Source organism: Streptomyces sp. NPDC002671 (assembly GCF_053592475.1).
On the sequence record NZ_JBSFVU010000003.1, the window covers coordinates 202332 to 226395 of the forward strand.

The following is a 24064-nucleotide window of genomic DNA, read 5'->3' on the forward strand; positions in this document are numbered from 1 at the left end:
TCAGGTCCCGACGACGACCAGTTCCTCCACCGAGTCGTGCCGTATGCGGTCCGCGGGGATGCCGATGTCCCGGAGCGCGTCGATGCCGTTGCGGATCATCCCGGGCGGGCCCGAGAGGTAGGCGTCGTACTCGTTCCACGGGCCGTACTCGCGTATGGCGTCAGGGAGCTGGAGATGGGCCAGCTGGTCGATGACGGCCCGGACGGACAGCCAGGGGTGGCTCTGCTGGAGCCTGAGCATGGTGTCGATGTCGTACAGGTCGTGATCGGTGCGGGCACCGTAGAACACCTCGACCAGGCGCCGGTCACCGTGCTCGGCGACATCCTCGACCAGGGCTTTGATGGGCGCTATGCCGGTGCCGCCGCCCAGGCAGAGCAGTCCGCTGTCGGTGGTGTGGTCGACGGTCATCGAGCCGGTCGGCGGGCCGAGGCGTATGACGTCTCCGGGCCGGGCGCGGTGCACGAGCGCGTTGGAGACCCAGCCTGCCGGGATGGCCTTCACATGGAAGGTCAGCAAACCGTCCGGACGCGGCGCGGAGGCGAAGGAGTAGTGCCGCCAGACCCGGGGCCACCAGGGTGTCTCCACGCTCGTGTACTGCCCGGCAAGGAAGGGATAGGGCTGGTCCGGGCGGACGGTGAGGATCGCGACCTCGGGGGTCCTCAGGTCATGTGCGACGACCTCGGCGTGCCACCAGGCCGGAGCGCGCAGTTCGTCGGCCGCCGCCGCGTCGATCATGACCTGGGAGATCGTCGTGTACGCCCGGATCCAGGCGGCCTCGATCTCCGGGTTCCAGATGTCGTAGCCGTACCTGCTCAACGCGGCGATGAGGCATTCGCCCACGGCCGGATAGTGCTCCGGGCGTGTTCCGTACTTGCGGTGTCCGCGGCCCAGGTTCTGCAGATAGTCGACGAGGACCGGGGTGTTGTCGATGTGTTCGGCGGCGGTGAGCAGCGCCTTCAGCAGCCGGTCCCGCTGGGTGTCCATCGCCGCCGGGAACAGCGACCGCAGGTCGGGGTGGCGGACGAAGAGGAGCGCGTAGAAGTAGGAGGTGACCTTGTCGGCGACGGGGGCGATCTCGGCCATAGTGCGGCGGATGAGGATCGCGTCGGGGGAGCCCTCCTCGGCGGGCGGCTCGGACCGCCGGGAGGGCACTCGGTCCGGCTCCGGAGCCACTTCCGGGTGCGAGACCGGAGCCTCCGTCGGAGGCGGCGGCGGGGCCTCTGCCGGGTGCGGTGCCCCCACCCGGTGCGAGGCCTCCGCCGGGCGCGGTGGCTCCTCGGGGCGCCGTGGCGGAGACTGGGCCGACTGAGGGGCGGGAGCGCCCGTGGGGCCGTCGGTGCCCGGCGGGGAGACGGGAAGGCCCGTCGTACGGCTCGCAGCGCCTGGCTGCGGGGCGGGAGTGTCCGGTGGTGGGGCCGATGGCACCTTGCGCGGCGTGAACCAGCCGCCCCCGCCCGACATGCCGTGCTCCCCCGACGTGGTGGTCGGAGCGTCCATGGTGTGCCCTCGCCTCGAACATCTCTCGGTCGGTCTGCGCACCTTCTCCTCAGAAGGCGCATGCTTTCCCCCGGCGGGTGGCCAGCCGTAGCACTCTTTCTCCGCAGCATCCCATCCTGAGCGGATTCGGCGGCCGTGTATACGAAAACGCGGGTTTTGATCTCTCCGTCCCGTTAGGCTGCTTGCCCTGTTCGCGGCCCGCCCGGGCGTGCACTACATCCCAGGCGTGAACCGGAGTCGACCCTACCGGCCCTCGCTGTGCACACAAGTCCCCCCTTGCTCCATCACAAACGAGGCAAGCGGGCGAACCCTGAATTCCCTCAACTACCGGTCGCCGACGACCAATTCATAGGCATCCCACAGATCCCGCCCGGTATAGGCGTGCGTCGCGAGTCCGGCCAGGTGCCCGTCCGCATTGACCGCGACAGAAACCGGTACGGCAGCAAACAGGTCCTTGTCCGACATTGAGTCGCCATACGCGACGCAGTCGGCACGTGTCACACCGAACTCCTCGCAGAGCCGGTCCGCGATGGTCACCTTGGCCGCGGCGCTGAGTGCCCCGGCGGGGTCCACGGGCTCGGTGAACGGCACGGCGGGGAAACGCGATCCATAGGCCGCATGCGCACCCCAGCCGAGAAGACGTTCCACGAAGAACGAGGGCGAGAGGGACACCACCGCGCAATACTCGCCCGACTGCCGGATCTCCGCCCATACCTCGCGGATCCGGGCCAGCCACGGAGCCCCCTCGAACGCGGCGCTCACCTGCGCCTCGGTCAGCTCGGTCCACAGGTCGTACACGAGCGTCGCGTACTCAGGGGGGCCTATCCTCCCCGTCGCAATCGCGCGCTCCAGCGCGACCGTCTCCGCCTCCTTCCCCAACTGGCGGGAAATCTCCATCGGAGCAGTCGTGCCGTGCAGCAAAGTGCCATCGAGATCGAAGAGATGAAGTCTCGCCATGGGCCCGAGGCTAATCGGCAGCCGATGTTTCACGTGAAACACTCGCGACGGTCCATGCCCTGTGAGAACGGCCACGGCATGGCCAAAAGCACGTACGTCTGCGTCGAAACGGGTGGACGCCGGGGGTGCCGGTCGGACAGCCTGACCTGCGTGCCGACTCCTCCCCTCGCCGATCTGCCCATTCGCCGTCTGACGCTCCGGGATCTCACCGCCTGCGCCGACTTGTCCGAAGACCGGGGGTGGCCGCGCGAGGAACACAAGTGGGGCTTCCTCCTCACCGCCGGGAAGGGTTACGGCATCGACGATCCCGGCGGTGGCCTTGTCGCCGCGTGCGTGATCACGGAGTACGGCTCTTGGGGGCGGCCGGAACTCGGCGCCATCGGCATGGTTCTGGTGGCCGAACGGCATGCCCGCCAGGGCGTCGGGCGCCGCTTGATGCGGCATGTCATGGGGGCCATGGGCACCACCCCGCTCACCCTGCACGCCACGCCCAACGGCCGCCCGCTCTACGAAGAGCTGGGCTTCAAGGTCACCGGCCGGGCGGAAATGCTGACCGGGCACTTCGTTTCCGCGGACCCGGAATCCCGGGTGTCGACGCGCGCCGCCACCGCGGAGGACCTCTCCTCGATCCTCCGCCTCGACGAGGAGGTGTTCGGTGCCGACCGGACGCCCCTCATCGCCCGACTCCCCGCCTTCGCCGACCAGTTGAGGGTGGCCGAGGACGGCGGCCGGATCATCGGCTACACCGCTGCCTGGCCCAACATGAACACGCACGTCGTCGGCCCGCTGATCGCTCGTGACACGGAGACCGCCAAGGCCCTCATCGCCTCACTCGCGGCCCACACCGAGCGACCGCTGCGCACCGACATCGACGTACGCCACGAGGAACTGCTGGCCTGGGCCAAGGAGCGGGGGCTCGCGTCCGTGGCCTTCAACTCGGTCATGACCTACGGCGTCGCGGACCTGCCGGGAGACTGGAGGCGGCGGTTCGCGCCGCTGACGGTGGCCGCGGGCTGAGCAACCGTGACATGACCAACGCCGGCCCACCGCTCCAGGGCGGGGCCGGCGTTGCCGCTGTGTGGCGGGTGCTGGACGATCAGGCGAGCGCCTGCACGGCTGCCGTGGCGAAGCCGTGGTCCTGGTCCGGGGCGCCCCCGCCGACACCGATCGCGCCGATCAGCCGGCCGTCGCGGTGGACAGGGATGCCGCCCGCGATGAACAGCAGAGGCCGGTCGAGGGCCGTGGGCAGCGTGTGGAAGAGGCCGCCGGGCTGGACGGTATCGACCAGATCGACGGTGGCCGCGTTCAGCTGGAGCGCCGTGTAGGCCTTGCGGGTGCTGGTCTCGCCCGAGATCAGCACGGCCCGGTCGTCCCGGCGGAAGGCGAGCAGGTGGCCGCCGGCGTCCAGGACGGTGACGCTGACGGTGACTCCGGCGTCCTCGGCCGCACGACGGGCCGTGGCGACGAGCAGTTCGGCGTCCTCGGTGGTGAGCGGGGAGACGGCGGTGGTCATGGGGGTTCCTTAAGAATGTTGGGCGGTCCGGGAGGACCGGGTGTGGCTGATGGGGTTTCTGCCGTTGATGGCTTCCGGAGAATGGCCGCCCGGTCCTCCGGGACGCTCCGACTGCTGATTGAGAACTGCGGGCATCGCTGGTTAAGGACCTGTCGGCGGAGTGTTCTTCGGGCCACGGAAGTGCTGGTCACGGTGGAACGGAGCGACGGGCTTGGGCACGTCTCACGCGCGGATATGGGTCGGCATCGACGCCGGCAAGGGGCATCACTGGGCAGCGGCGGTGAACTCCGACGGCGAGACACTGTTCTCGACGAAAGTGATCAACGACGAGGCCCAGATCCTGACGCTGATCGCCACGGCCCGGGAGAAGGCCGAAGAGGTGCGGTGGGCGGTGGACATCTCCGGCCGGGCCTCCGCCCTGCTGCTTGCCCTGCTGATCGCGCACGGCCAGCAGGTCGTCTACGTGCCCGGCCGCACCGTCCACCGGATGACTGGTGCCTACCGCGGCGAGGGGAAGACCGACGCCAAGGACGCCCACGTCATCGCCGACCAGGCGCGCATGCGCCGGGACTTCGCCTCGATCGAGACTCCGCCCGAGCTGGTCTCCACGCTCCAGCTGCTGACCGGCTACCGGCGCGACCTCATTGCCGACCGGGTCCGGCTCATCAACCGGCTGCGTGACCTGCTGGTCGGCATCTGCCCCGCTCTGGAGCGCGCGTTCGACTACTCCGCAGCCAAAGGCCCAGTGGTCATGCTGACCGAGTACCAGACCCCGGCCGCTCTGCGGCGGATAGGCGTCAAGCGGCTGACGACCTGGCTGGAGCGCCGCAAGGTCCGCAGCGCCGACACCGTGGCGGCCAAGGCCGTCGAGGCCGCCCAGTCCCAGATGACCGCGCTGCCCGGCGAGGGTCGGGCGGCCAGGCTGGTGCGCGATCTGGCCCACCAGCTCTTGGCTCTGGACGAGCGGATCAAGGACAACGACCGGGAGATCCACGAGACCTTCCGCGCCGACGACCGCGCCGAGATCATCGAGTCCATGCCAGGCATGGGCCCGATCCTGGGTGCCGAGTTCGTCGCCATCGTCGGCGACCTGTCCGGCTACAAGGACGCCGGCCGCCTGGCCTCGCATGCCGGCCTTGCCCCAGTGCCCCGCGACTCCGGCCGCCGCACCGGCAACTACCACCGGCCCAAACGCTACAACCGGCGCCTGCGCTGGCTGTTCTACATGTCCGCGCAGTCCGCCATGATGCGGCCGGGCCCGTCGCGGGATTACTACCTCAAGAAGCGCGGCGAGGGACTGCTGCACACCCAGGCCCTGCTCGCGCTTGCCCGTCGCCGGGTCGACGTGCTCTGGGCGATGCTGCGTGACAAGAGGCTGTTCACCTCCGCTCCGCCGGTCACGCAGGCGGCTTGACACGGTCATTGAGATTCTCCTTGGTGTTTCTGAGGTGAGGTGGTGCCGTTCCGGAGTGCGCCTCTCGGTACGGGCGCCTGTCGGATGGTCACAGCGTCTGCGGGCTCGTGCGGCGACCCGCGCAGCGGGCGGCTCAGTGGTGGACGGGAGTCCGGCGGCCGTCGGAGCTGCCGACGGCCACTACGACGCTGGGCCTGCTGTCGCGGCGCTCCAAGGCGGCCGAGAGGACGGCGAGGACCAGGGCGGCTGCGGCGAGGACGGCGCCGACCCAGTTGGGGGCGGTGTAGCCGAAGCCGGCCGCGATCACGATGCCGCCGAGCCAGGCGGAGAGGGCGTTGCCCAGGTTGAAGGCGCCGATGTTCATCGCCGAGGCGAGCGTCGGGGCGCCGTGCGCCTGGTCGAGGACGCGCTTCTGCAGCGGCGGGACGGTGGCGAAGCCCAGGGCGCCGATCAGCATGATCGTGACGGCCGCCGCGATCTTGTTGTGCGCGGTGAGTGTGAAGAGCGCCAGGACGACGGCCAGGGCGCCCAGGGAGACGTACAGCATCGGCATCAGGGCGCGGTCGGCGAACTTGCCGCCGACGAGGTTGCCGCCGACCATGCCGAGGCCGAACAGGACCAGCAGCCAGGTGACCGAGCCATCGGCGAAGCCCGCGATGTGGGTCATCATCGGCGCGATGTAGGTGATGGCCGCGAAGACGCCGCCGAAGCCGAGGACGGTCATCGCCATGGCGAGCAGGACCTGGGCGTTCTTGAAGGCGGCCAGCTCGTGGCGCAGGTGCACGCCCTCCGGGCGGGGCAGCTCGGGCACCAGCTTGGCGATGCCCGCGAGGCCGGCGGCGCCGAGGGCCGCGACGATGGCGAAGGTGACGCGCCAGCCGACGCTCTGCCCGATGAGCGTGCCCAGCGGGACGCCGACGACATTGGCGACGGTCAGACCGGTGAACATCGTCGCGATGGCTCCGGCCTTCTTGTCCGGGGCCACCAGCTCGGCCGCGACGACCGAGCCGATGCCGAAGAAGGCGCCGTGGGCGAGGGAGGTGACCACCCGCCCGATCAGCATGATCGTGAAGGTGGGGGCCACCGCGGAGACCAGGTTTCCCGCGATGAACAGGCCCATCAGCAGCATCAGCATCCGCTTGCGCGAGACCTTGGTGCCGAGCACGGTCATCAGCGGGGCACCGAGCACCACGCCCAGGGCGTAGCCGGTAACGAGCAGGCCCGCCGTGGGGATGGAGACCCCGAAGTCACCCGCGACCTCGGGCAGCAAGCCCATGATCACGAATTCGGTGGTGCCGATTCCGAAGGCCCCGATCGCGAGGGCCAGAAGCGCGAGAGGCATGTGGGGGTACACCTTCCAGACGATTGCGGGAGCGCTTTTCGCGTCTCAACAATAATTGCGTACGCGGGCTAATGCAACCCGAGACTATTGCAGGTGTGCCCTACCCTGGATTCAGCCGCTCCGGGACGGAGGAAGAACACCAATGACAGCGACGGACCCCGCGCTCACCGCCCTCGCCCAGGGCTGGTGCACCCTCTCCCTGCTGCACGGGAGGATCGAGGGACACGTCGAGCGCGCCCTGCAGGCCAAGCACGACCTCAGCGTGCGCGAGTACTCCCTGCTCGACGTGCTCAGCCGGCAGCACGACGGCGAAGGCGGGCATCTGCAGATGAAACAGGTCGCCGAAGCGGTCACCCTCAGCCAGAGCGCCACAACCCGGCTGGTGACCCGCCTGGAGGACCGAGGTCTGCTGGAGCGCTACCTGTGCCCCACCGACCGTCGCGGCATCTACACGAACGTCACGGAGGCCGGCCTGCGACTGCTGGAGGAAGCGCGGCCCACCAATGACACCGCCCTGCGCGAGGCCCTGGACGAGGCGGCCAGGAACCCCGCGCTGGTCCCGCTGGTCCGAGTCGTGGAGTCCCTGAACGTGCCCGCATAGGGTGCGGCCATGGGAGATCTTGAAATACGGACCGCGACCGCCGACGACCTCCCGGCGATCGTCGCCCTGCTCGCCGACGATCCGCTGGGCGCCCAGCGCGAGTCACTCGAAGACCTGACCCCGTACCGGGCCGCACAGATACGCCTGGAGTCGGACCCCAACCAGCACCTCGTCGTCGCCGTGCGCGAAGGCCGCGTGGTCGGAACCCTCCAGCTCACGATCATCCCCGGACTCTCGCACAAGGGGGCGACCCGCTCGATCATCGAGGGCGTACGCATCCATGCCGACGTGCGTGGCAGCGGCCTGGGCACGCAGTTCATCGAGTGGGCGATCGAGGAATCCCGGCGCCTGGACTGCCAGTTGGTGCAGCTGACCTCCGACAGCAGCCGCACGGATGCCCACCGTTTCTACGAGCGGCTCGGCTTCACCGCCTCGCACGTGGGCTTCAAGTTCCAGCTCTGAAAACGGCCGGGGTGGGTGTTTCACGTGAAACACCCACCCCGGCCGTCGCTCCGGACCGGCTACTCCTCGATCCCCCGCCAGCCCTTCGGGTCAACTCCACCGGGCACGCCGGCCCCGTCCTCGTACGGCTGCCGTGTGAACACGAAGGAGCCGAGGTCGAGGTGGCTCACAGACCCGTCCTGGCGGCGTACGGGCCGCAGCAACTCTGCGGCGTAGTACCCCTCCAGGCCGGTCCATGTGCCGTCGCCGTTCGGGCGGAAGCGGGCCCGGCGGCCACCACCGGTCAGCGGCCCCAGGGCGATGAGGCCGTCGGCCGTCACGCGCAGCCCGAAGGCGTGGGTTCCCCAGTACCACTGCCCGGCCAACTCCATCACCGCTGGGTCGACTTCACGCAGGGGCCGCCACGGCTCGGGGAACCGCGGTTCCGCCTCGGCGACGATACGCACCAGGTCGGCACCCACCGCTCCCAGCAGCGGGCCACTGGTGCAGTTGGCCAGCACCACCGCCGCCACGTCGTCCTCCACGCTGATGGTGAGGTTCGCAAGGAAGCCCGGAAGCGAGCCGGAGTGCCCGGCGAGGAGCCTTCCGTCCCGGTGCTGGATCTGCATGCCCAGGCCGTAGGTGACTCCGTCCACCACATCCGCGACCTCGGCAGGCGCCGCGGGTGTCCGCATCGCTCGCACCGACTCCGCGCTCAGCACCCGGTCGTCTCCCCCGGCCAGGAAGGCGGCGAACCGCGCAAGGTCCCCGGTGGTCGACCACAGCTGGCCGGCGGGGGCCATCCGGCCGAGATCCTCCAACGGTTCGGGCAGCAGCGCGTCGGCCCAGGGGTGCACCGCCCAGCCGCCCGCGTGCGGCGCCTGCGGCTGGGCGCTGGTGCGGTGCAGGCCGAGCGGTTCGAGCACCTCCCTGCGCAGCACGTCCTCCCAGGGCGCCCCGCGCAGTTCCTCCACCAGCGCGCCCAGCAGTGTGTAACCGGGGTTGGAGTAGTGGTGCCGGCGGCCCACGGGGTGGAGGAGGGGCTGCTCGCCGAGGACATCGCTCAGCTCGGGCCGCAGTGAGCCCGGGGTCCGCTCCCACCAGGGCCCGGGCGACTCGGCCGCCAATCCCGCGGTGTGCGCGAGCAGTTCGGCGATCGTCGCCTCGCCCGCTCCGGTGCCCGGCAGATGCTTCTCCAGCGGATCACCGAGGTCGAGCAGGCCCTCGTCGCGCAGCCGCAGGACCAGTACGGCCGTGAAGGTCTTGGTGATGGACCCGATCCGGTACTGCACGTTCTCGTCCGGTCCGTGCCCGTCCACGGAGGTCCGCGATCCGTGCCACACGGCCCGCCCGCCCCGCACGAGCGCGGCGACGAGCGACGGCGCCCGCCCTTCGGCCTGCGCCACGGCGATCCGGTGCAGCAACGCCCGCCGGGTGCCCGGGAGCAATTCTTCCTGAGATGTCGTCATGGACCCAGTCCAACCCCTGAAAGCGCCCCGCGTCGAGTTCGTTTCCCCGGCGGTCCGGCCGATCAGGTCTGTGCCATGTCCACGAAGCGGGAGTAGTGGCCCTGGAAGGCGACCGTGATCGTCGCCGTCGGGCCGTTTCGGTGCTTGGCCACGATCAGGTCGGCCTCGCCCGCGCGCGGGGACTCCTTCTCGTAGGCGTCCTCGCGGTGCAGCAGGATGACCATGTCGGCGTCCTGCTCGATGGAGCCGGACTCACGCAGGTCGGAGACCATCGGCTTCTTGTCCGTGCGCTGCTCGGGACCACGGTTGAGCTGAGAGAGCGCGATGACCGGGATCTCCAGCTCCTTGGCGAGCAGCTTGAGGTTACGGGACATGTCCGAAACCTCCTGCTGGCGGCTCTCGGCGCGCTTGGAGCCGCCGGACTGCATCAGCTGGAGGTAGTCGATGACGACCAGCTTCAGGTCGTTGCGCTGCTTGAGCCGCCGGCACTTGGCGCGGATCTCCATCATCGACAGGTTCGGGGAGTCGTCGATGTAGAGCGGGGCGGCCGAGACGTCCGGCATCCGGCGGGCCAGGCGCGTCCAGTCCTCGTCGGTCATCGTGCCGGAGCGCATGTGGTGCAGGGCCACCCGCGCCTCCGCGGACAGCAGACGCATCGCGATCTCGTTGCGGCCCATTTCGAGGGAGAAGATGACGCTGGGAAGGTTGTGCTTGATCGAGGCGGCGCGGGCGAAGTCCAGCGCGAGGGTGGACTTACCCATGGCGGGACGGGCCGCGATGACGATCATCTGGCCCGGGTGCAGGCCGTTCGTCAGTGAGTCGAAGTCCGTGAACCCGGTGGGCACACCCGTCATCTCGCCGCTGCGCGAGCCGATCGCCTCGATCTCGTCCAGCGCGCCTTCCATGATGTCGCCGAGCGGCAGATAGTCCTCGCTGGTGCGCTGCTCGGTGACGGCGTAGATCTCGGCCTGGGCGCTGTTGACGATCTCGTCCACGTCGCCGTCGGCCGCGTATCCCATCTGCGTGATCCGCGTGCCGGCCTCGACCAGGCGGCGCAGGACGGCTCGCTCGTGGACGATCTCCGCGTAGTACTCGGCGTTGGCCGCCGTCGGCACGGTCTGGACGAGGCTGTGCAGGTACGCCGCGCCGCCGACCTTGTTGATCTCGCCGCGCTTGGTGAGTTCGGCGGCGATGGTGATGGGGTCGGCCGGCTCACCCTTGGCGTAGATGTCGAGGATCGCCTGGTAGATCGTCTCGTGGGCGGGCTTGTAGAAGTCGTGGCCCTTGAGGATCTCGACGACGTCGGCGATGGCGTCCTTGGAGAGCAGCATGCCGCCCAGCACGGACTGTTCGGCGTCCAGGTCCTGTGGCGGCACCCGCTCGAAGGCGGAACCACCGCCGTCCCAGCCGCCGCTCTCCCGGCCCCGGTCGTGCTGTTCGTCACGGCCCCGGCCTCCGTCGCCGCGCCGCCGGGAGGCGGGCAGACGATCACTGGGTCCGGTGTCGGCCCACGGATCGTCCAAGGGCTCGGAAATGCTCACCGAGCCACCTCCTCCCGTCCGCACGGCGGACCTCGCCGTGCCCTCTTTTGTACGGCACGACACTGACAAATCGAGAGGCCCAACTCCGGTTCTGGCGCGTCGGATTTATGACGTTTCCCGGCCCCTGGGACGGACGTCTCCCGGGCCGGAGGAAAGAGCGGGCGCCGGACAACGGTAGGCCCGTCGGCACCGTCAGCCAATCTGGTTATCCACAGGCCATGTGGACGACGGCCCGGATGCTGTGGAGAACCTGCCGAAACCTGTGCACGACACGGTGGACAGCCCTGTGAACAAGACCTCGATCCCGGTTACCAGAAGGCTCTGACCTGCGAATTCAACGTCCACCGGCTGTGCAGAAGAAAAACTTCCCCAGTCGGACCAAGATCGCTTCGAACGCCGCGCGAAAGCACACACCCGGAGACGGTGAGTAAGGGACACAACTCGATTGCGTCCCTTACCTGTGGACGATTAGATTAGTGCTCATGACACAGGCTCCCGCGATACCCAGGGCCACCCGACGGCGGCACGACCGAGAGATCGTCGCGCTGGCCGTCCCGGCCTTCGGCGCACTCGTCGCCGAGCCCCTCTTCGTCATGGCCGACAGTGCGATCGTCGGCCATCTCGGAACCGCCCAGCTCGCCGGCCTCGGGGTGGCATCGGCCCTCCTCGCCAGTGCCGTGAGCGTCTTCGTCTTCCTCGCCTACGCGACCACGGGCGCCGTGGCCCGGCGCGTCGGCGCCGGTGATCTCCCCTCCGCCATCCGCCAGGGCATGGACGGCATCTGGCTGGCACTGCTCCTCGGCGCCGCCGTGATCGCCGTCGTCCTCCCCCTGGCCCCCGGCATCGTGGACCTCTTCGGCGCTTCCACCACCGCGGCCCCCTACGCGACGACGTACCTGCGCATCTCCGCACTGGGCATCCCGGCCATGCTGATCGTCCTCGCCGCCACCGGTGTGCTCCGCGGACTGCAGGACACCAGGACTCCGCTGTACGTCGCCGTCGCGGGCTTCGTCGCCAACGCCGTGCTCAACGTCGGGCTCGTCTACGGCGCCGGACTCGGCATCGCGGGCTCGGCCTGGGGGACCGTCATCGCGCAGTGCGGCATGGCGGCCGTGTATCTGACCGTGGTCGTCCGCGGGGCTCGCCGGCACGGGGCTTCCCTGCGACCGGATGCCGCCGGTATCCGCGCCTCGGCACAGGCCGGCGTTCCGCTGCTGGTGCGGACCCTCTCGCTGCGGGCGATCCTGATGATCGCCACGGCGGTCGCGGCCCGGCTCGGCGATGCCGACATCGCCGCCCACCAGATCATCCTGTCCCTGTGGAGCCTGCTGGCCTTCATCCTCGACGCGATCGCGATCGCCGGGCAGGCGATCATCGGCCGCTACCTCGGTGCGGACGACGCCCCGGGCGCCCGTGCGGCCTGCCGTCGCATGGTCCAGTGGGGCATCGCGACCGGTGCCGCGCTCGGCCTGCTCGTCGTCGCCGCGCGCCCCCTCTTCCTCCCGCTGTTCACCGGCGACTCCATGGTCAAGGACGCGGCACTGCCCGCCCTGCTGATCGTGGCGCTCTGCCAGCCCGTCTGCGGGATCGTCTTCGTCCTGGACGGCGTCCTGATGGGAGCGGGCGACGGGCCGTACCTGGCCGGGGCGATGGTCGTCACGCTGGCCGTGTTCGCACCGGTGGCCCTGCTCGTTCCCACGCTGGGTGGGGGACTCACCGCGCTCTGGGTGGCGATGACGCTGATGATGACCGTGCGCATGCTGACCCTGTGGCTACGGACCCGCTCGGGCCGCTGGCTGGTGACGGGCGCGGCCCGCTGAACAGGCCACCCGGCAGCTGCCGTCCCTGTTTCACGTGAAACATGCCGCTCCCGGCGAACCCCGGTACCGAACACCCAACCGCGGTATCGAACGCGAAGAGGGGCCGCCCCCGCAGGGGCGGCCCCTCTCAGCTGCTCAAGACGAGCGCAGCGTTACGCCGCGACGACCTCGATGTTGACCTTGGCGGCAACCTCGGGGTGCAGACGCACGGACGTCTCGTGGGCGCCCAGGGTCTTGATCGGGGCGGACAGCTCGATGCGGCGCTTGTCGACCTCGGGGCCACCGGAAGCCTTGATCGCGGAAGCGATGTCGGCCGGGGTGACGGAACCGAAGAGACGACCGGCTTCGCCGGAGCGGACGGCCAGGCGGACCTTGACGCCCTCGAGCTGGGCCTTCACAGCGTTGGCCTGCTCGATGGTCTGGATCTCGTGGATCTTGCGGGCGCGGCGGATCTGCTCGACGTCCTTCTCGCCACCCTTGGTCCAGCGGATAGCGAACTTCCGCGGGATCAGGTAGTTGCGAGCGTAACCGTCCTTGACGTCGACGACGTCGCCAGCGGCACCGAGGCCGGAAACCTCGTGGGTGAGGATGATCTTCATTAGTCGGTCACCCTTCCCTTAGCGCGCGGTGGAGGTGTAGGGCAGCAGCGCCATCTCACGGCTGTTCTTCACAGCCGTGGCGACGTCACGCTGGTGCTGCGTGCAGTTGCCGGTCACGCGGCGGGCACGGATCTTGCCGCGGTCGGAAATGAACTTCCGCAGCATGTTCGTGTCCTTGTAGTCCACGTACGTGACCTTGTCCTTGCAGAACGCGCAGACCTTCTTCTTAGGCTTGCGCACAGGCGGCTTCGCCATGGTGTTTCTCCTGTGTGATCAAGAAGTGGGGATGCGAGCCCTTAGAAGGGGGGCTCGTCCGAGTAGCCGCCACCGCCACCGCCGCCGGAGCCTCCGCCCCAGCCGCCGCCGCCCTGGTTGCCACCGGCGGGAGCGCCGGTCGCCCACGGGTCGTCGGCCGGAGCGCCGCCCTGCTGACCGCCGCCGGGGCCACCGCCCCAGCCGCCGCCACCCTGGCCGCCACCCTGGCCACCGCGAGCGCCACCGGCGGTCTTGGTGACCTTGGCCGTGGCGTTGCGCAGGCTGGCGCCGACTTCCTCGACGTCCAGCTCGTAGACCGTGCGCTTGACGCCCTCACGGTCCTCGTAGGACCGCTGCTTCAGCCGGCCCTGCACGATGACGCGCATGCCTCGCTGGAGCGACTCGGCGACGTTCTCCGCCGCCTGGCGCCAGACCGAGCAGGTCAGGAAGAGGCTCTCGCCGTCCTTCCACTCGTTCGTCTGGCGGTCGAAGGTACGGGGAGTGGACGCGACACGGAACTTCGCGACCGCCGCACCGGACGGGGTGAAGCGCAGCTCGGGGTCGTCGACAAGATTGCCGACAACCGTGATGACGGTCTCGCCTGCCATGGGGGAACCTCTCGGCGGGTTTGCTGCTGGCTGCTTGGTGCTACTCGAATCCCGAGATCAGCTGAGCGGGAAAGCTCAGTGGGTCTCGGGGCGGAGGACCTTGGTCCGGAGGACCGACTCGTTCAGGTTCATCTGGCGGTCGAGCTCCTTGACGACCGCAGGCTCGGCCTGCAGGTCGATGACCGAGTAGATGCCCTCGGGCTTCTTCTTGATCTCGTACGCGAGACGACGACGGCCCCAGGTGTCGACCTTCTCGACCTTTCCGTTGCCCTCACGGACGACGGAGAGGAAGTTCTCGATCAGGGGGGCGACAGCGCGCTCCTCCAGATCGGGGTCGAGGATGACCATCACCTCGTAGTGACGCATGTGGAACCCACCTCCTTTGGACTCAGCGGCCACGGTCGTTCCGTGGCAGGAGGGTTGTGATGCGTACGCAGCGGCGTCCGCGTCGACAGGCCTGGGTAGGCCTGAGCAGACACCGGTGCAGACGGTACAGACTACCTGCACACCGGCTTCCGGTTGAAATCCGGCGGTGGAGGCCGTCAGTCTGTACACATCGGGTGTCCACGGCGCTACGATGCGCCGCCTTCCGCAGGAGGTGCCATGACTCAGGCATTGCGACCCAACACGGCTGGTTCTCTCTTCGCCCACGACGGCAAGGTCCGCCCGGTCCAGGACACCCTGATGGCGGTGACACTGGTCCTGGGGCTGCTGTCCTTCATCACGTCCTTCTTCCACAGCCTGCATCTGCTCACTTCCTGGACCGGCCTGCTGGGGGTCGTCACCGGCGCGTACGGGCAGTGGATCTCGGAGACCACGCGTGAGCGGACCGGCCTGATCGTGGGTCTCGTTGCCGCGGGGATCGGCTTCCTGGTCGGCATGGCACACGGCGGACTGTTCGGCGGCATCGTCAGCTGACCCTGTACTGCCCAGTCGGGGCGCTCGCACGGCGCAGTAGGCTTCGGCGCGAGAGCCGGAGCCCCTGTACCCATGGGGACACACCAGCCCGAGGAGCGCCCCGACATGAGCCTGACCCTGAGGACCATCAGCCGCGAGCAACATCTGGCCTACATCCAGAGCCTGCCGGCGGCGAGCCACATGCAGGTCCCGGCCTGGGCCGATGTGAAGGCGGAGTGGCGCTCCGAGAGCCTCGGCTGGTTCGACGAGCGCACCGGCGAGCTGGTCGGTGCGGGCCTGGTCCTCTACCGCCAGCTGCCCAAGATCAAGCGCTACCTCGCCTATCTGCCCGAGGGCCCGGTCATCAACTGGTTCGCGCCGAACCTGGACGACTGGATCCAGCCGATGCTGGCGCACCTGAAGCAGCAGGGTGCCTTCTCGGTGAAGATGGGCCCGCCGGTGATCATCCGGCGCTGGAACGCCGAGACCATCAAGAGGGGCATCCAGGACCAGGACGTGAAGCGCCTGCGCGACCTGGAGGCCGACTTCATCGAGCCGCGCGCCTTCGAGGTCGCCGACAAGCTGCGCCGCATGGGCTGGCAGCAGGGCGAGGACGGCGGCGCCGGCTTCGGCGACGTGCAGCCGCGCTACATCTTCCAGGTGCCGCTGGCGAACCGTTCCCTGGAAGAGGTCCACAAGAACTTCAACCAGCTGTGGCGCCGCAACATCAAGAAGGCCGAGAAGGCCGGCGTCGAGGTCGTCCAGGGCGGCTACCAGGACCTCGCCGAGTGGCAGCGGCTGTACGAGATCACGGCCGTGCGCGACCACTTCCGGCCGCGCCCGCTGTCGTACTTCCAGCGCATGTGGACGGCCCTCAACACCGAGGACCCCAACCGCATGCGGCTGTACTTCGCGCGCCACAACGGCGTGAACCTGTCGGCGGCGACCATGCTGGTCGTCGGCGGCCACGTCTGGTACTCCTACGGCGCCTCCGACAACATCGGCCGTGAGGTCCGGCCCTCGAACGCGATGCAGTGGCGGATGCTGCGCGACTCCTACGCGCTCGGCGCGACCGTCTACGACCTGCGCGGCATCTCCGACTCGCTGGACGAGAGCGACCACCTGTTCGGCCTCATCCAGTTCAAGGTCGGCACGGGCGGGCAGGCCGCCGAGTACCTCGGCGAGTGGGACTTCCCGCTGAACAAACTGCTCCACAAGGCGCTCGACATCTACATGTCGCGCCGTTGAACCGCGGGCGTTTGATTCCATAGCCTTCAGCCTTCAGAGCTCACTCATCCCTGTTTCACCCCAGCCACGAGAAAGGTCCGGGTCCGGCCATGGCGCTCACGCTCTACGTCGACACCGCGCGCTGGCGGGCGCACCACAAGCACGTGCAGGAGCAGTTCCCGGGGCTCGTCCCGGTCTGCAAGGGCAACGGCTACGGCTTCGGACACGAACGGCTGGCGGAGGAAGCCACGCGGCTCGGTTCGGACCTGCTCGCCGTCGGCACGACGTACGAGGCCGCGCGCATCAAGGACTACTTCGGCGGTGACCTGCTGGTGCTCACGCCGTACCGGCGCGGCGAGGAGCCCGTGCCGCTGCCCGACCGCGTCATCCGCTCGGTGTCGTCGATCGACGGCGTGTACGGCCTCGTCGGCGCCCGTGTCGTCATCGAGGTGATGTCCTCGATGAAGCGGCACGGCATCAGCGAGCAGGAGCTGCCGCAGCTGCACCAGGCCACGGAGAACGTCCGGCTGGAGGGCTTCGCCATCCATCTGCCGCTGGACCGCGCCGACGGCTCGGACGCCGTCGAGGAGGTCATCGGCTGGATGGACCGGCTGCGCGCGGCCCGGCTGCCGCTGCACACCATGTTCGTCAGCCACCTCAAGGCCGAGGAACTCGCCCGGCTCCAGCAGCAGTTCCCGCAGACCCGGTTCCGCGCCCGGATCGGCACCCGGCTGTGGCTGGGGGACCACGAGGCCACGGAGTACCGCGGCGCCGTCCTGGACGTCACGCGCGTGTCCAAGGGCGACCGCTTCGGCTACCGGCAGCAGAAGGTGGCCTCGGACGGCTACCTGGTGGTCGTGGCGGGCGGTACGTCGCACGGGGTGGGCCTGGAGGCCCCGAAGGCCCTGCACGGCGTCATGCCGCGCGCCAAGGGCGTCGCACGGGCCGGCCTGGCCACGGTGAACCGGAACCTTTCCCCGTTCGTCTGGGGCGGCAAGCAGCGCTGGTTCGCGGAGCCGCCGCACATGCAGGTGTCGATCCTGTTCGTCCCGTCCGACGCCCCCGAGCCGACGGTCGGCGACGAGCTGGTCGCTCATCTGCGGCACACCACCACGCAGTTCGACCGCCTCGTGGACCGCTGACGGCCCTCAGGACAGCGAAAAGGCCGTACACGGAGCTTTCGTGTACGGCCTTTCCTTCAGCGGCCTTCCTGTGCCGACCTTCCCTTCACCGTAGGGCGTTCGCTCAGAGCGAACTGTCCTCGGAGGGACGGCTTCCCCAGTCCACCTGAGGCACGTCGAAGCGGGCGGCGTGCCGCGGCGGATGGGCCGCCGCGCCGAGCACGAAGACGTCCTCCGCGCCGTCGAGCACCCCGCCCGAGGGGTCGTCGTCGCCCGAGCGGCGCACCGGGTCCCGCTCCGGCATGAGGATGTCCCGTACGACGACGGCGCACAGGTACAGCGTGCCCAGCAGATGCAGCGCGATCGCCCAGTGGTAGCCGTGCGTCGGCAGGCCCTTGTGGGCGTCTCCGCTGGTCGTGTAGGCGAGGTACATCCAGATGCCCAGGAAGTACGCCAGCTCGCACGCCTGCCAGATCAGGAAGTCCCGCCACTTGGGGCGGGCGAGGGCCGCCAGCGGCACCAGCCACAGGACGTACTGCGGCGAGTAGACCTTGTTGGTGAGGATGAAGGCCGCGATCATCAGGAACGCCAGCTGGGCGAAGCGCGGCCGGCGCGGGGCGGTGAACGTGAGCGCCGCGATGGCGAGGAAAGAGAACACCACCAGCGCGCTGGCCGCGGTGTTCACGAAGTCGGTGCTCGGCGGGTGGCTGGAGTTCTGCGCCCAGATCAGCCAGAAGGAGCCGAAGTCGACGCCCCGGTCGTGGCTGAACGTGTAGAACTTCGCCCAGCCCTCGCGGATGTGGAAGCCCTCCGCGTCGTACGTGAGCATCACCGGCAGGTTCACCACGAGCCAGGCGCCCACCGCGGCGCCCACGGCCTGGAAGAAGTCCCGCCATTTACCGGCCCGCCAGCACAGCACGAGCAGCGGGCCGAGCAGGAGGACGGGATAGAGCTTGGCGGCCGTGGCGAGGCCCAGCAGGACGCCGAAGGCGAGCGCGCGGCCCCGTGCCCACATCAGCATCGCGGCGGCGGTGAGGGCGACCGCGAAGAGGTCCCAGTTGATGGTGGCGGTCAGCGCGAAGGCGGGTGCCAGGGCGACCAGCAGGCCGTCCCAGGGGCGCCGGCGGTGGGTGCGCGCCACGCAGACGGCGATGACGGCCGCGCAGACCATCAGCATTCCGGCGTTGACGAACCAGTACCACTGCTCCTGGTGCTGCATGCTGCCGCTGTGCGGGGTCAGCCAGGACGCCACCTCCATGAACACGCCGGTCAGCACCGGGTATTCGAGGTAGCCCATGCCGCCGGAGACGTCGTCCGGGATGCGGTCGAAGTACGGCACGAGCCCGTCGGCGAAGCCGCGCCCCTGGTAGAGGTGCGGGATGTCGGAGTAGCAGGCGTGCGTGTACTGCGAGCTGGCACCGAAGAACCAGGCGCTGTGATAGCAGGGCGCCTTCTGGACCAGGCCCAGGGCGAACATGCCGATCGCCACCAGGACGACCACCCGGACCGGGGTCAGCCAGGAGGTCCCGAGCAGGGCGCGCCGCCCGACGGGGCCGCCGATCAGCTCACTGCCTGCCGCGGCGACCTCGTCCTCCCGGGTCGGCCGCACCGGTTCCGCCCCGGCGGGCCGCAGGGGCTCGGGCGGGTGCGCGCTCGCGGGCGTCATCTCTGCACTGGGCATGGGGCACATCCTGCACTACCTCTCTTGCCGTTCAGGTGGCCGCGTACGAGGGAACGCAAAGAGGCCGGTGCCCGACGCCCCCGCAAGGAAGCGCCGCACACCGGCCTCCGGTCATCGGTCAGCCGTTTGTGCCGCCGAAGATTCCGCCGTTGCCGTTGCCTTTGGTGGTACCACCGGTCCCGGACGTATCAGTGACGCTCGGACTGGGGGTCACACCGCCGTCCGTGCCACCGGTGGTGGTGCCACCGGTGTCCGTGCCGCCGGTGGTGGTGTCGCACTTCCACCGGCTCTTACAGGTCTGGCTCGCCGACGGCGACGGCTCGATGCTGCTCTCGCTGGGCGACGGGCTCGGCGAGTCGCTCGGCGTCTCGCTCGGCGTGTTGGTGACCGTCGGGGTCGGGGAGGGCGCGCCCACCTCGTCCTGGACGTTGTCGATCTTGGTGGCGGCCGGGAAGCCCGTGTCGTTCGCCCCCTCCAGCGCGACCTTCATGTACTCGGTCCACACCGATGTCGGGATGTCACCACCGTGGATGGAGTCCACGCCGGCGGTGCCGTTCATGGAGAGCAGCTCGTGGTCCTTGGGGTTCTCGCGGAACATCGTCACCGAGGTCGACAGCTGCTTGGTGTAGCCGACGAACCAGGCCGACTTGTTCTTGTCGGTCGTACCGGTCTTGCCGGCCGCCGTACGCCCCAGGGCCTTGGCGTTCTGGCCCGTACCGTTCTGGATGACGTTCTGCAGGACGTCCGTGACGTTGTTCGCCACGTTGTCCGGCATCACCGTGTGGTGCTTCGGCTTGGCGAAGCCCGGCTGCTCGTCGCCGTTGTACTTGAGCTTGGTCACCGAGTACGGGTCCGTGTGCGTGCCGGACGCGGCGAACGTGGCGTAGGCATCGGCCATGCGGATCGCGCTCGGGGTGGACGTACCGATGGCGAACGAGGGGTTCAGGCTCGTGGGCATGCTCTCGTTCAGAACGCCGGACGCCTGGGCGACGTCCCGGACCTTCTGCAGACCCACGTCCACGGCGAGCTGGACGAACGGCGTGTTGATGGACTGCTCCATCGCCTTGCGCAGGGTGATGTAGCCCCAGGGGTGAGGACTCTCGTTCATCTGATAGAAGGTCGAGTTGTCCTTCTTGAGGTAGTACGTGCCATCCGGCCTCATGACCTTGAGGTGGTCGTTGCCGTTGTACTTGCTCAGCGGGGAGATACCCAGGCCGTCGGAATTGTAGGTGCCGTACTCCATGGCCGCGGCGAGCACGAACGGCTTCCACGTCGAACCCACGGGGACACCGGAGGTGTCCGCGTTGTTGGTGAAGTGGCCGTGCTCGTAGCCGTCACCACCGTAGAGGGCGACGATCGCGCCGTCGTTCGGCTGCACCGACGCCGCGCCGAACTGGACGTACTTGTCCTTCGGCTCCGTCTTGGGGTGCAGGCGCTGCTGCTGGATCTTCTTGACGGCCGCGCTCAGGGCGTTGACCTTGGACTTCTCGAAGGTCGTGTAGATCTGGTAGCCGCCCTGGTCGAACTGGGCCTCCGTGATGTGGGAGTGGTTCAGGACGTACTTCTTGGCCGTGTCTGCCAGATAGCTGATCTGGCCGGTCATGCCCTTGGTCGCCTTGCGGCCCTGGGGCGTGGGGTACTCCTTGACGGCATCCTGGTACTGGGCGTCCGAGATGTGCTTGTCCTTGTGCATCTCGCCGAGGATCCACTGCCAGCGTGCGTGGGACCGCTGGTAGTTGGCCTTGGCGGTCGCCGCCGGGTCGAGATCGGCGTTGCCGGCCGGGTCGTAGTACGTCGGGCCCTTGAGCAGCGCGGCGAGGAAGGCGCACTGGCTCGTCTTGAGCTGGACCGCGTCCTTGCCGAAGTACGTCTGCGCGGCGGCCTGGATGCCGTATGCGCCACGGCCGTAGTAGGACGTGTTCAGGTACCCCTGCATGATCTGGTCTTTGGAGAGCTTTGTGCCCACCTTGATGGAGATGAACATCTCCTTGAACTTGCGGCTGACCGACTGTTCCTGGCTGAGGTACGTGTTCTTGACGTACTGCTGGGTGATCGTCGAACCACCCTGCGTCTGACCGCCGCTCGCCATGTTGGCCAAAGCGCGCAGGATACCCATGGGGTCGACGCCCGAGTCCTTGTAGAAGGACTTGTTCTCGGCCGAGATCACCGCGTACTGCATCGCCTTGGGGATCTTGTCGATGGTGACGTTCTGCCGGTTCACACCGGTGCCCGTGGCCACCATCTGGGAGCCGTCGGCCCAGTAGTAGACGTTGTTCTGCGACTTGGCCGCGTCGTTCTCGTTGGGGATGGAGACCATCGCGTAGCCGACGCCGACCATCACCACCAGGCTGCCGACGAAGCCGAGGAACATCCCCGAGACGAGCTTCCAGGAGGGCACCCAGCGGTGCCAGCCGAACTTGCCCGCGCGCGGGTAGTCGATGAACCGCTTCTTGCCGGGTGCCGCCCCGGCCCGGCCCCTGCCGCGCCCGGGACCGCTCGGTCCGCCCGGGCCACCGCGGCGGCCCGGACCCTCGTTGTCGGCGGCTCTGCGCCGGCCGCCTCTCTGCGCAGCGCGGCGGGCCTCGGCACGGCTGCCGTAGGCACGCTCCTCACCTCCCGGACCGCTGGAGTCCGACCCATAGGAACCGGATCCATAGGAGTCGGCAGGAGACCCGGTGGCGCCTCGCGGTGCCGCACGGCGGCCGGAGGACGGACCGGGCTGGCCGCGTCGGGCCGCGGCACGTCCGTCGCCGCCTCCCTGCGGCTGCGGCGGTTTGCGACGGTGCTCGCTCATCGAACGACTACTCCTCGGGCAGGCGCACCCCTGCGCGCCTGGAACGGCGGCTGATTTCCGGTCCCCCCGGAGTACGGATGTGGTCGGTTCCGCATTCACCCGTACTGCACCGAGGACAACGACGCTCCCCAGACGTCACTTGGTTCCCGGTGGTGTGCATGCCGCACACACTACGCACCGCCAAAACGCACCGAGCTTCGAAGTTCACCCCAAAACAGGCAACTTGCCTCCTACGAATCGGGGATGTGATCCCGTTCACCACTCTCCCCCTTGTCGCACCCGGAAGGCCGTTCTATCGTCGTGATGTATCGAGTCGATACATCAGCGCGAGATAAGCGCGCTGACAGACGCTGCGCGTGGCACTGCGGGCACCGCGGACCGAGAGGAGGCGACGATGAGCCGACGTTCCGGCATCCTCGAGTTCGCCGTGCTCGGCCTGCTGCGCGAGTCCCCCATGCACGGCTACGAGCTGCGTAAACGACTCAATACGTCACTGGGTGTGTTCCGTGCGTTCAGCTACGGAACCCTGTATCCCTGCCTCAAGACGCTGGTCACCAGCGGCTGGTTGATCGAGGAACCCGGAAGCACCCACGAGGACGCCCTCACCGCCCCCCTCGCCGGGCGCCGCGCCAAGATCGTCTACCGGCTGACGGCGGAAGGTAAGGAGCATTTCGAGGAACTGCTCTCGCAGACCGGTCCCGACGCGTACGAGGACGAGCACTTCGCCGCACGGTTCGCCTTCTTCGGGCAGACCTCGCGCGATGTGCGCATGCGCGTGCTGGAGGGCCGGCGCAGCCGCCTGGAGGAGCGCCTGGAGAAGATGCGCGCCTCCCTGGTCCGCACGCGCGAGCGCCTCGACGACTACACACTCGAGCTCCAGCGCCACGGGATGGAGTCCGTGGAGCGCGAAGTGCGCTGGCTGAACGAGCTCATCGAGAGTGAGCGGGCCGGGCGGGACCTGAGAGGTTCCGCTTCCGGGGGGTCCGCTCAGCAGGACACCACCACTGGATCGACGGGCGTCCTGCCCCGTCCCGGGGAAACCCGCCGGACGGATACGCCCGACGACACCGCCACGTGACGGCCCAGTCAGGGCCTCACTCGTACACACAGGGAGCAACCGGAATGGGTTCGGTTCGCGTAGCCATCGTCGGCGTGGGCAACTGCGCCGCCTCGCTGGTTCAGGGAGTCGAGTACTACAAGGACGCCGACCCGGCGTCCAAGGTCCCCGGCCTGATGCACGTGCAGTTCGGTGACTACCACGTGCGCGACGTCGAGTTCGTCGCCGCGTTCGACGTCGACGCCAAGAAGGTCGGTCTCGACCTCGCGGACGCCATCGGCGCCTCCGAGAACAACACCATCAAGATCTGCGACGTGCCCTCCACCGGTGTCACCGTCCAGCGCGGCCACACCCTCGACGGTCTCGGCAAGTACTACCGCCAGACCATCGAGGAGTCCGAGGCCGAGCCGGTCGACGTCGTCCAGATCCTGAAGGACAAGCAGGTCGACGTTCTGGTCTGCTACCTGCCCGTAGGTTCCGAGGACGCTGCGAAGTTCTACGCGCAGTGCGCCATCGACGCCAAGGTCGGCTTCGTCAACGCCCTCCCGGTCTTCATCGCCGGCACCAAGGAGTGGGCGGACAAGTTCACCGAGGCCGGTGTGCCGATCGTCGGTGACGACATCAAGTCCCAGGTCGGCGCCACCATCACGCACCGCGTCATGGCGAAGCTGTTCGAGGACCGCGGTGTCATCCTGGACCGCACCATGCAGCTGAACGTCGGCGGCAACATGGACTTCAAGAACATGCTCGAGCGCGAGCGCCTTGAGTCCAAGAAGATCTCCAAGACGCAGGCCGTCACCTCGCAGATCCCCGACCGGGACCTGGGCGAGAAGAACGTCCACATCGGCCCGTCCGACTACGTCGCGTGGCTCGACGACCGCAAGTGGGCGTACGTCCGCCTCGAGGGCCGCGCCTTCGGTGACGTCCCGCTGAACCTCGAGTACAAGCTCGAGGTGTGGGACTCCCCGAACTCCGCGGGTGTCATCATCGACGCCCTGCGCGCCGCGAAGATCGCCAAGGACCGCGGCATCGGCGGCCCGATCCTCTCCGCGTCCTCGTACTTCATGAAGTCCCCGCCGGTCCAGTACTTCGACGACGAGGCCCGCGAGAACGTCGAGAAGTTCATCCGCGGCGAAGTCGAGCGCTGAGCACTCCGCTCGCCGAGAACGCTCCTGCCAGGGCTGTGAGGGTCCCCGGGTTTCACGACCCGGGGACCCTCCGCATGTGTGA

22 protein-coding genes are annotated in these 24064 nt (G+C 68.7%); 10 read left to right on the plus strand and 12 right to left on the minus strand.

Annotated elements, in window-relative coordinates:
• A complete protein-coding gene (locus ACWD35_RS05785) occupies nucleotides 1-1497 on the minus strand; it encodes a globin domain-containing protein (protein ID WP_451349883.1) in 1497 nt (498 codons plus the stop codon).
• A gap of 324 nt (nucleotides 1498-1821) precedes the next feature.
• Complete coding sequence (locus ACWD35_RS05790) at nucleotides 1822-2454, minus strand: HAD family hydrolase (RefSeq protein WP_451349884.1); 633 nt, start codon at nucleotides 2452-2454, stop codon at nucleotides 1822-1824.
• Between the two features lie 150 nt (nucleotides 2455-2604).
• Between ACWD35_RS05790 and ACWD35_RS05795 the strand changes: the two genes are divergently transcribed.
• Nucleotides 2605-3471 (plus strand): GNAT family N-acetyltransferase, encoded by an 867-nt coding sequence (locus ACWD35_RS05795; RefSeq protein ID WP_451349885.1) that lies wholly within the window; start codon nucleotides 2605-2607, stop codon nucleotides 3469-3471.
• A gap of 79 nt (nucleotides 3472-3550) precedes the next feature.
• Here the strand turns inward: ACWD35_RS05795 and ACWD35_RS05800 are convergent, their stop codons facing one another.
• On the minus strand, nucleotides 3551-3967 hold the full coding sequence (locus tag ACWD35_RS05800; RefSeq protein ID WP_451349886.1) for a GlcG/HbpS family heme-binding protein: 417 nt from the start codon (nucleotides 3965-3967) through the stop codon (nucleotides 3551-3553).
• Nucleotides 3968-4178: 211 nt separating this feature from the next.
• On the opposite strand from ACWD35_RS05800, the gene ACWD35_RS05805 reads away from it, so the two are divergent.
• Nucleotides 4179-5381: an IS110 family transposase gene (locus tag ACWD35_RS05805; protein WP_451349887.1), complete on the plus strand. Its 1203-nt coding sequence runs from the start codon at nucleotides 4179-4181 to the stop codon at nucleotides 5379-5381.
• A 133-nt stretch (nucleotides 5382-5514) separates the two neighbouring features.
• Here the strand turns inward: ACWD35_RS05805 and ACWD35_RS05810 are convergent, their stop codons facing one another.
• Nucleotides 5515-6723 (minus strand): MFS transporter, encoded by a 1209-nt coding sequence (locus tag ACWD35_RS05810; protein ID WP_451349888.1) that lies wholly within the window; start codon nucleotides 6721-6723, stop codon nucleotides 5515-5517.
• Nucleotides 6724-6865: 142 nt separating this feature from the next.
• On the opposite strand from ACWD35_RS05810, the gene ACWD35_RS05815 reads away from it, so the two are divergent.
• Nucleotides 6866-7324: a MarR family winged helix-turn-helix transcriptional regulator gene (locus ACWD35_RS05815; protein ID WP_451349889.1), complete on the plus strand. Its 459-nt coding sequence runs from the start codon at nucleotides 6866-6868 to the stop codon at nucleotides 7322-7324.
• 9 nt (nucleotides 7325-7333) lie between these two features.
• Complete coding sequence (locus ACWD35_RS05820; protein WP_451349890.1) at nucleotides 7334-7786, plus strand: N-acetyltransferase family protein; 453 nt, start codon at nucleotides 7334-7336, stop codon at nucleotides 7784-7786.
• Between the two features lie 59 nt (nucleotides 7787-7845).
• Here ACWD35_RS05820 and ACWD35_RS05825 read toward each other — a convergent pair whose 3' ends face one another.
• Both ACWD35_RS05825 and dnaB read right to left on the minus strand, forming a co-directional pair.
• Nucleotides 7846-9234 carry a serine hydrolase domain-containing protein gene (locus ACWD35_RS05825; RefSeq protein WP_451349891.1) on the minus strand — a complete coding sequence of 463 codons (1389 nt, stop codon included), beginning with the start codon at nucleotides 9232-9234 and terminating at the stop codon, nucleotides 7846-7848.
• A 62-nt stretch (nucleotides 9235-9296) separates the two neighbouring features.
• Nucleotides 9297-10775 (minus strand): replicative DNA helicase, encoded by a 1479-nt coding sequence (gene dnaB, locus ACWD35_RS05830; protein ID WP_451349892.1) that lies wholly within the window; start codon nucleotides 10773-10775, stop codon nucleotides 9297-9299.
• A gap of 482 nt (nucleotides 10776-11257) precedes the next feature.
• Between dnaB and ACWD35_RS05835 the strand changes: the two genes are divergently transcribed.
• Nucleotides 11258-12595, plus strand: a complete 1338-nt coding sequence (locus ACWD35_RS05835; protein WP_451349893.1) for an MATE family efflux transporter — start codon at nucleotides 11258-11260, stop codon at nucleotides 12593-12595.
• 152 nt (nucleotides 12596-12747) lie between these two features.
• Here the strand turns inward: ACWD35_RS05835 and rplI are convergent, their stop codons facing one another.
• The 4 genes from rplI to rpsF form a co-directional block, all read right to left on the minus strand.
• Nucleotides 12748-13194, minus strand: coding sequence for a 50S ribosomal protein L9 (rplI, locus tag ACWD35_RS05840; protein ID WP_451349894.1), 447 nt, complete (start codon nucleotides 13192-13194; stop codon nucleotides 12748-12750).
• Between the two features lie 18 nt (nucleotides 13195-13212).
• On the minus strand, nucleotides 13213-13449 hold the full coding sequence (gene rpsR / locus ACWD35_RS05845) for a 30S ribosomal protein S18 (protein WP_003949403.1): 237 nt from the start codon (nucleotides 13447-13449) through the stop codon (nucleotides 13213-13215).
• Between the two features lie 41 nt (nucleotides 13450-13490).
• Nucleotides 13491-14057, minus strand: a complete 567-nt coding sequence (locus ACWD35_RS05850; RefSeq protein ID WP_451349895.1) for a single-stranded DNA-binding protein — start codon at nucleotides 14055-14057, stop codon at nucleotides 13491-13493.
• A gap of 75 nt (nucleotides 14058-14132) precedes the next feature.
• Nucleotides 14133-14423, minus strand: coding sequence for a 30S ribosomal protein S6 (gene rpsF / locus ACWD35_RS05855; RefSeq protein ID WP_003956532.1), 291 nt, complete (start codon nucleotides 14421-14423; stop codon nucleotides 14133-14135).
• A 237-nt stretch (nucleotides 14424-14660) separates the two neighbouring features.
• On the opposite strand from rpsF, the gene ACWD35_RS05860 reads away from it, so the two are divergent.
• From ACWD35_RS05860 to ACWD35_RS05870, 3 genes are all read left to right on the plus strand, one after another.
• The gene (locus ACWD35_RS05860; protein WP_451349896.1) at nucleotides 14661-14975 is read left to right on the plus strand and encodes a hypothetical protein; all 315 of its coding nucleotides are present in this window, start codon (nucleotides 14661-14663) and stop codon (nucleotides 14973-14975) included.
• 105 nt (nucleotides 14976-15080) lie between these two features.
• On the plus strand, nucleotides 15081-16202 hold the full coding sequence (gene femX / locus ACWD35_RS05865; protein WP_451349897.1) for a peptidoglycan bridge formation glycyltransferase FemX: 1122 nt from the start codon (nucleotides 15081-15083) through the stop codon (nucleotides 16200-16202).
• Between the two features lie 89 nt (nucleotides 16203-16291).
• On the plus strand, nucleotides 16292-17323 hold the full coding sequence (locus ACWD35_RS05870; protein WP_451349898.1) for an alanine racemase: 1032 nt from the start codon (nucleotides 16292-16294) through the stop codon (nucleotides 17321-17323).
• A gap of 103 nt (nucleotides 17324-17426) precedes the next feature.
• Here the strand turns inward: ACWD35_RS05870 and ACWD35_RS05875 are convergent, their stop codons facing one another.
• On the minus strand, nucleotides 17427-18983 hold the full coding sequence (locus ACWD35_RS05875; RefSeq protein WP_451349899.1) for a glycosyltransferase family 87 protein: 1557 nt from the start codon (nucleotides 18981-18983) through the stop codon (nucleotides 17427-17429).
• Between the two features lie 118 nt (nucleotides 18984-19101).
• The gene (locus tag ACWD35_RS05880) at nucleotides 19102-21777 is read right to left on the minus strand and encodes a transglycosylase domain-containing protein (protein ID WP_451349900.1); all 2676 of its coding nucleotides are present in this window, start codon (nucleotides 21775-21777) and stop codon (nucleotides 19102-19104) included.
• 394 nt (nucleotides 21778-22171) lie between these two features.
• Here ACWD35_RS05880 and ACWD35_RS05885 point away from each other — a divergent pair, with 394 nt between their 5' ends.
• Together ACWD35_RS05885 and ACWD35_RS05890 are read left to right on the plus strand one after the other, a co-directional pair.
• A complete protein-coding gene (locus tag ACWD35_RS05885) occupies nucleotides 22172-22855 on the plus strand; it encodes a PadR family transcriptional regulator (RefSeq protein ID WP_451349901.1) in 684 nt (227 codons plus the stop codon).
• Between the two features lie 44 nt (nucleotides 22856-22899).
• Nucleotides 22900-23982 (plus strand): inositol-3-phosphate synthase, encoded by a 1083-nt coding sequence (locus tag ACWD35_RS05890; RefSeq protein ID WP_451349902.1) that lies wholly within the window; start codon nucleotides 22900-22902, stop codon nucleotides 23980-23982.
• Nucleotides 23983-24064: the final 82 nt, after the last annotated feature.

What these genes read in the sequence shown, in the direction of transcription:
- ACWD35_RS05885 (WP_451349901.1), top strand. Translation starts at nt 22,172, where the DNA reads ATGAGCCGACGTTCCGGCATCCTCGAGTTCGCCGTGCTCGGCCTGCTG.
- ACWD35_RS05850 (WP_451349895.1), bottom strand. Translation starts at nt 14,057, where the DNA reads ATGGCAGGCGAGACCGTCATCACGGTTGTCGGCAATCTTGTCGACGAC.
- ACWD35_RS05815 (WP_451349889.1), top strand. Translation starts at nt 6,866, where the DNA reads ATGACAGCGACGGACCCCGCGCTCACCGCCCTCGCCCAGGGCTGGTGC.
- ACWD35_RS05785 (WP_451349883.1), bottom strand. Translation starts at nt 1,497, where the DNA reads ATGGACGCTCCGACCACCACGTCGGGGGAGCACGGCATGTCGGGCGGG.
- ACWD35_RS05890 (WP_451349902.1), top strand. Translation starts at nt 22,900, where the DNA reads ATGGGTTCGGTTCGCGTAGCCATCGTCGGCGTGGGCAACTGCGCCGCC.
- ACWD35_RS05875 (WP_451349899.1), bottom strand. Translation starts at nt 18,983, where the DNA reads ATGCCCAGTGCAGAGATGACGCCCGCGAGCGCGCACCCGCCCGAGCCC.
- femX (WP_451349897.1), top strand. Translation starts at nt 15,081, where the DNA reads ATGAGCCTGACCCTGAGGACCATCAGCCGCGAGCAACATCTGGCCTAC.
- ACWD35_RS05800 (WP_451349886.1), bottom strand. Translation starts at nt 3,967, where the DNA reads ATGACCACCGCCGTCTCCCCGCTCACCACCGAGGACGCCGAACTGCTC.
- rpsR (WP_003949403.1), bottom strand. Translation starts at nt 13,449, where the DNA reads ATGGCGAAGCCGCCTGTGCGCAAGCCTAAGAAGAAGGTCTGCGCGTTC.
- ACWD35_RS05790 (WP_451349884.1), bottom strand. Translation starts at nt 2,454, where the DNA reads ATGGCGAGACTTCATCTCTTCGATCTCGATGGCACTTTGCTGCACGGC.
- rpsF (WP_003956532.1), bottom strand. Translation starts at nt 14,423, where the DNA reads ATGCGTCACTACGAGGTGATGGTCATCCTCGACCCCGATCTGGAGGAG.
- ACWD35_RS05870 (WP_451349898.1), top strand. Translation starts at nt 16,292, where the DNA reads ATGGCGCTCACGCTCTACGTCGACACCGCGCGCTGGCGGGCGCACCAC.
- ACWD35_RS05810 (WP_451349888.1), bottom strand. Translation starts at nt 6,723, where the DNA reads ATGCCTCTCGCGCTTCTGGCCCTCGCGATCGGGGCCTTCGGAATCGGC.
- ACWD35_RS05835 (WP_451349893.1), top strand. Translation starts at nt 11,258, where the DNA reads ATGACACAGGCTCCCGCGATACCCAGGGCCACCCGACGGCGGCACGAC.
- rplI (WP_451349894.1), bottom strand. Translation starts at nt 13,194, where the DNA reads ATGAAGATCATCCTCACCCACGAGGTTTCCGGCCTCGGTGCCGCTGGC.
- ACWD35_RS05860 (WP_451349896.1), top strand. Translation starts at nt 14,661, where the DNA reads ATGACTCAGGCATTGCGACCCAACACGGCTGGTTCTCTCTTCGCCCAC.
- ACWD35_RS05880 (WP_451349900.1), bottom strand. Translation starts at nt 21,777, where the DNA reads ATGAGCGAGCACCGTCGCAAACCGCCGCAGCCGCAGGGAGGCGGCGAC.
- ACWD35_RS05820 (WP_451349890.1), top strand. Translation starts at nt 7,334, where the DNA reads ATGGGAGATCTTGAAATACGGACCGCGACCGCCGACGACCTCCCGGCG.
- ACWD35_RS05825 (WP_451349891.1), bottom strand. Translation starts at nt 9,234, where the DNA reads ATGACGACATCTCAGGAAGAATTGCTCCCGGGCACCCGGCGGGCGTTG.